Raw genomic sequence first — 5,727 nt, 5'->3', positions numbered from 1 at the left:
GGATGTTGCCGCCGTCGACGACGAGAACGGCGCCGTTGACATAGCTGGCTCCGTCCGACGCCAGGAACAGCACGGCGGCGGCGACTTCCTCGGGACTGCCCGCGCGCCCGAGCGGCGTGTTGCGGGCAGCGGCGAGTTCCTCCGGCGTCGATGCGCCGGTCGTGATCCAGCCCGGCGCCACGGCGTTGACCGTGACACCGCTGCGGCCAACCTCCAGGGCGAGCGCGTGCGTCAGCCCGACCATGCCGGCCTTCGCCGCCGAATAGGCGGCCTCGCCTTCATTGGAGACGTAAGGTCCGGTCACCGAAGCCATGTTGACCACGCGCCCATGGCAGCGCTGCACCATGCCGGCCAGGAATCCGCGCGTGCTCAGGAACGCGGTTTTGAGGCTGACGTCGATGCCGCGGTCCCAATCGCTTTCGCTGAGGTCGAGAAACCGCCGCTGCAACGCCGGCTGCGCGACCGTGCCCATCCCGGCATTGTTGACGAGGACGTCGATTTCGCCGGCCTGCGAGCACAAGCGCTCGACATCGCCCGAAACCGTCAGGTCGGCCACAACGGCGCTTATATCGAGCCCCTCCGCCCGCAGTTCCCCGGCCCGCTGTTCGACGCGCGCGGACGAAGCGGTGATGACGACCGAAAGGCCGGCCTCGCCCAGCGCACGCGCGACCGCTACGCCGATGCCGTCGGCGGCGCCCGCGCCGGTCACCAGCGCCCTGCGGGATTTGCGGAACACGATCATTTCCTCTCCACGATTGGAATGCCGGCATGTCGACGCGGGCAATCATGCCCGCGATGAAACTGCCCAGGCTTTTTCAATAGCCGGCGCTGACGCCGAAATCGATCGACAGCGCGGCCCCGGTGATCGGCGCCGAGCCCGGCTGGCAGAGGTAGTGGATGAAGGATGCGATCTCTTCCACCTGAATGAACCTTGCTTTGCCCCCTTGCGGATAGTGCCCGAGAAGCCGGCGCTTGTAGCCGTCGGGATCGTCCCCGCCATAGGTCCTGGCCTGATATTCGATCATCGGCGTTGCCGTATCGCCGGGGCAAACGGCGTTGACCCTGATGCCTTGCGGGGCGAGTTCCAGCGCGAGTGCCTTGGTCAGCAGAACCAGCCCGCCCTTCGAGGCGCAATAGACGGCCGCCCCATTGTTGCCGACGAGCCCGGCGTCGGACGCAATGTTGACGATCACGCCTTGCGCCGCCGCCAGATGCGGGACAGCCGCCGAGATCAGGAAGAACGCTCCCTTGAGATTGACGTCCAGCACAAGGTCCCACTGATCTTCCTCGACCCCGCTCGCCGGCCCCTCGAGCCAGACGCCGGCGGCGTTGACCAGGATGTCCATGCCGCCGCCCCAGTTCCTGGCCTTGGCCACCACGTCGCGGCAGGCAGCGACGGAGCGGATGTCGAGCGGCAAACCCACCGCATCCGCCCCGGTCGCGACAATCTTGGCCACGGCTGCGTCGAGCTTGGGACCGGGAAGGTCGGCGAGCGCGATCCGCTCACCGTCGGCCGCGAGGCGCAGTCCGGTCGCAAGCCCCATGCCCCCGGCGCCACCGGCGATCAGAACCGTCCTGCCAGCCATTTGACAACCTCCACGCCACGCAGCGCCCGGCAAGGCACACAATGTCCCTAGATCATGTCATGGGGCCCTGTCGCATGGACAGCGAGGCAAAACAATGACCTCAGCGGCTTCGCCGGCCCCCGATCATCCCAGCTCGAGCGTCGTGATGCCGAAAACTGTAGAGGGGGCGTTACCGGGTTTGCCGCCCTTGTACATGCGTGTCGTCGCAAAGCCCGGGACCAAGCCGGCGGCCTGAAGCATGGCGGTGAATTGAACCTGGCTGGCCGGCACGTCAATATGCAATGTATCGTTGCCGATCCTGCCCACAAGGTCCGCCAGCAATGCCAGGGCAAGGTCCGTCCTGTCGGCAAACAGGGGTCCGACCTTGAAGCCTTCCCGGCATCGGCGGGCCACGCCGTAGCCGGCAATGCCGGCCGATCCGCCACAGAGCAGCGCAATCCGGGGCTGCCGCAGCCACTCCCGGAGGAAGGCTTCCCGCGGCGCCGGGAAACGCTTGCGATCATAGGCGAGTATCCCGGCCATGTCGCCGGCCATCACTGGCCGTATGTCGCTTCCCCCCGGCAATCCGGCGGGGCGACCGCTGTAGCGCACGGTCTCGTAGACGGGCACGAAGCCCATGCGCTGGTAGTTGGCCCGTTGCTCGGCCACCCCGTCGAGACCGATGATGCGGTCGCCGAGGCGTGCCATGCCGGCATCCCAGACCGCCTTGCCATGGCCTTCGCCGCGCCGGTCGGGCCGGCAGATATAGAGGCCGATGAAGCCGAAGCCCGTGCCGTATGCGACGGCCGAAATGCCGGCCACCATCTCTCCATCGACGAAAGCGCCGATGAAACAGTCGGGATCGGCTGTCCGGAACGCCGCGGCGTCGCCGATGCCCGGGTTCCAGCCCTCTCCAGCCGCCCAGTCGACGAGCGTTTCCACTTCGCTGGCGGTCAGTGTCCGGATTGTTCTCGGCATCATTTCACCCGGGCGGCCTCGGCAAATGGCGTCAAGGCATCACGATAGGTAGCCGCTTCCTCGCTGCAAAGTCCACACGAGAACTTCAGTTGCCACCGCGCATCGGGCGCCAGACCCTGTCCTTGTTCATTTTTTCCCGGGAAAGCGCTCCCCGCAGCCCCGATGGCGCGGAACCTATGCCTGCTTGACCGGACTCGCCTATTCAACGCAGGGATGCGGGCCGGACTATTATTGGGACGGGTTTCCCGAACCGATGCAACGAGTTAGCAACAAACGCGCCGCTTGATCGTTCGTTGTTCCAATAGGCAACTGGACACAACCGGTGAACACTGGGAATCTTCATTTGCCGTTCTTCGAAAATCGCCTGGAGTGCCGCAGGAAATGCCGCTGAGTGCCGCAGAGATAGCCCGTCATCCGGCAGCGCTTCGCTGCATCCAGGAGCAGGCGCGCGCGCTCATCCACATATACGAAACAAGCCCGCGGCTGGCTGCCGTGTTCGCCACCCAGCAGCGCTGGCTGCTCGGTCACGCCGGTCTGGCCTTGCATTTCCGGCGCGATCCCAATGACCGCCGCTCCGACATGACGATGGCGCGGTTCATCGAGGTCGTACGCCGCTATTCCCTTGCCAGCCGCAACACGGCCGAGGCCTTCGTCAAGGAGATGCTTCGCTACAACATCGTCGAGTATATTTCGGCCAGCGGTGACGGCCGCGCCCACCCCATGCGGGTCACCGAAGGCACCATCGAAACCTTCACCGGCTGGATCCACGCACATCTGAGGACGCTCGACCGCATAGATGGCGGAAACCGGCTGACAACTTTCCTCGATCGACCCGGGATGCTGTCCAGGCTGCAGCCGCTCATCGCCGATGGATTGCTGGCCAGCCAGGGCGTGCGGGAGCCTGGGCGGACTTTCTCGTTGTTTATCTGGCTAAACAATGGCGGCATCGTCATGGACTGGCTGATGTCCGGTATCGATCCGGAGGACGTTCATCTCGACAGGATACCGACCAGCGTCATCTCGGTCAGCGAATTCGCGCACTGGCTGAAGCTGTCACGCACCCACCTGGCGCGGAAACTCAATGATGCCGAGGCGCTTGGCAGCATCGGCTGGGTCGGCCAGCGCGGTCATTCCGTCATGTGGGTTTCACGCCAGTTCTTCGACGAATACATGGTCATGCAGACGTCCAAGCTCGCCCTAGTCGACCTGGCTTTCGACGACAGTTTGTCCCAGGCGGACGAGAGCTGACTGGCGCAACGGTCGCTTCTCGGACCCAGCCGACAAATACCGCTGGTTGCGCTGGCAGGCGCCGGCCAAAACTGCTATCCGCATCCGCACACTGCGATATTTGGCGGAGTCTGGGGGGATGGCGCTGAACTGCGAAGACATTGTCGGTCATCCGGCGCTGAATGCCGCCGTCCAGGCACAGGCCCGGGCGATGCAGCAGGCCTATGAAGGAAACCCGCGCGCGTCCTCGGTCTTTGCCACCCAGCAGCGCTGGCTGATGGCGCATATCGGTCTTGCCCTGCATTTCCGCAGGGATCCCAGCGACTACCGGAAGGAACTGACGGCGGCGCGTTTTGTCGACGTCACCGTTCAGCATGCAGTTGCAAGCCGAAACACTGCCCATGCCTTCATCAAGGAAATGCAGCACTATAATTTCATCGAAGTCGGTCCAATGGCCGACGACGGCCGCATTCGCCCCTTGCACCTGCCCGCCATAACCCTGGAGCCGTTGATCGGCTGGATTCATATGCATCTGAGCACGCTTGATGCTCTTGACGGCGGGAGCCGGCTGCAAATGTTCCAGGCACGGCCGCAAATGTTGGTGCGGTTGCAGCCGCTGATCGCGGATGGGCTGATCTCCTCGGTGCCGGTGCGGGAGCCGCAACAGACTTTTTCGCTGTTCACATGGCTCAACAATGGCGGCGTCGTCATGGATTGGCTGATCGCCGGCGTCGACCCACAGGATGCCGGCCAGGAGCGCATTCCGACTGGCGTGCTGTCGATCGGCGACTTCTCCAGGTGGCTGAAGCTGTCGCGTACCCACCTTGCGCGCAAGCTGCGCGACGCCGAGGCGCTCGGCAGCGTCGGCTGGCTTGGGCGGCGCGGCCATTCCGTCATGTGGATTTCGAACGAATTCTACAGCGAGTACCTCACCGCGCAGGCGGTCAAGCTCGCCATCATCGACGCGGCTTTCGCCGCCAGCGTGACGACCAGCTGAGCCGCCTTCCGCTTTCTATCCGGCCTTCAGGATGGCGGAAAAGCGCGGATCGAAGGCCCGGCTGATCGGTTCGGCCGCGGCGCCCACCGCGATCGCCCAGGGATCGGTGGTGCCCAGTTGCAGCCGCGGCAGGCGGCGGGCGGGCTGATCCGCGATCGACGGCAGAAGCGGATGCATGGCCTGGTGCAGAAGCCGGGCCAGCGCCTCGGGCGCGGTGCTGGTGAGGATGACGGTTTGCGGATCGAAGATCGTTTCGATCAGATGCACGCTCCAGCGCAGGTCGGACGCGGCTCTTTCGACCCAGCTCATGACCCTTGCGTCCTGCGCGAGCGCCAGCGCGCCGAGCTTCTCGTAAAGCCCCCTTTCGGCGGGATCGAGGCCGAGATGCTGGTAGAGCGAGGCGAGCGAGGCGCGGTGCTCCAACGGCGTCGAGCCTGGACCGGCCGGCGACAGCAGCGCCCTGCCGATCTCGCCGGCATTGCCGCTGCCGCCATTGTAGAGCTCGCCATTGAGGATCAGCCCGGCGGCTATGCCGTAGCCGACATACAGGCAGACCGCGTGATCGACGCCATGCGCGGCGCCGACGATGCGCTCCGCCGTTGCACAGGCCGCCGCATCGTTCTGCAGCCCGACATTCAGTCCGGTGCCGGCGGCAAGCGTCTCGAGCAGCGGGAATTGCTGCCAGGCAGGCATCATCCATGTGTCGTCGGATTCCCTTACGCCGAACGGCCCCGGCATGGCGACGCCAAGGCCGACCAGCCGCCGCTCGGGCTGGGCGAACAAGGAAGCCAGCTCGCGCCTGACGCGGTCGACCAGGCCGAGGATGGTCTTGACGCCGGCTGATGGCTCGTCGAGCGGCAGACCTGCCTCGGCGCGCGCGATGACCTTGCCGACGAGGTCGACCACCACCGCGCGCGTCAAATGTCGGTCGATCTGCAGCCCGATGGCGAAGGCGCCCTC

The 5,727-nt window shown here is 65.4% G+C and carries 6 protein-coding genes; 2 read left to right on the top strand and 4 right to left on the bottom strand.

The window, feature by feature from the left end; all coding sequences use genetic code 11:
- The 3 genes from EOA27_RS18925 to EOA27_RS18915 form a co-directional block, all read right to left on the bottom strand.
- Window positions 1–742, bottom strand: a 742-nt coding sequence (locus EOA27_RS18925; protein WP_145970411.1) for an SDR family NAD(P)-dependent oxidoreductase, incomplete at its 3' end; no start/stop codon positions are given.
- Between the two features lie 73 nt (window positions 743–815).
- Entirely contained in the window at window positions 816–1,586 is a 771-nt protein-coding gene (locus EOA27_RS18920) for an SDR family oxidoreductase (protein WP_126081562.1), read from the bottom strand.
- 123 nt (window positions 1,587–1,709) lie between these two features.
- Entirely contained in the window at window positions 1,710–2,543 is an 834-nt protein-coding gene (locus EOA27_RS18915; protein WP_126083732.1) for a GNAT family N-acetyltransferase, read from the bottom strand.
- 381 nt (window positions 2,544–2,924) lie between these two features.
- On the opposite strand from EOA27_RS18915, the gene EOA27_RS18910 reads away from it, so the two are divergent.
- Both EOA27_RS18910 and EOA27_RS18905 read left to right on the top strand, forming a co-directional pair.
- Window positions 2,925–3,791 (top strand): hypothetical protein, encoded by an 867-nt coding sequence (locus tag EOA27_RS18910; RefSeq protein WP_126081561.1) that lies wholly within the window; start codon window positions 2,925–2,927, stop codon window positions 3,789–3,791.
- A gap of 118 nt (window positions 3,792–3,909) precedes the next feature.
- A complete protein-coding gene (locus EOA27_RS18905) occupies window positions 3,910–4,767 on the top strand; it encodes a hypothetical protein (protein WP_126081560.1) in 858 nt (285 codons plus the stop codon).
- Between the two features lie 15 nt (window positions 4,768–4,782).
- On the opposite strand, the gene EOA27_RS18900 is transcribed toward EOA27_RS18905, so the two are convergent.
- Window positions 4,783–5,727: ROK family protein (locus EOA27_RS18900; RefSeq protein WP_145970410.1), on the bottom strand; the 945-nt coding region annotated here is incomplete at its 5' end.

Origin of the sequence: Mesorhizobium sp. M2A.F.Ca.ET.037.01.1.1 (assembly GCF_003998075.1) — a bacterium.
Lineage (GTDB): Bacteria > Pseudomonadota > Alphaproteobacteria > Rhizobiales > Rhizobiaceae > Mesorhizobium.
Note: the sequence above shows the minus strand (reverse complement) of the source record. Positions and strands in the feature narration are given on the sequence as shown.

Coding starts and splice junctions, on each gene's coding strand:
- EOA27_RS18920 (WP_126081562.1), bottom strand. CDS start 1,586: ATGGCTGGCAGGACGGTTCTGATCGCCGGTGGCGCCGGGGGCATGGGG.
- EOA27_RS18915 (WP_126083732.1), bottom strand. CDS start 2,543: ATGCCGAGAACAATCCGGACACTGACCGCCAGCGAAGTGGAAACGCTC.
- EOA27_RS18910 (WP_126081561.1), top strand. CDS start 2,925: ATGCCGCTGAGTGCCGCAGAGATAGCCCGTCATCCGGCAGCGCTTCGC.
- EOA27_RS18905 (WP_126081560.1), top strand. CDS start 3,910: ATGGCGCTGAACTGCGAAGACATTGTCGGTCATCCGGCGCTGAATGCC.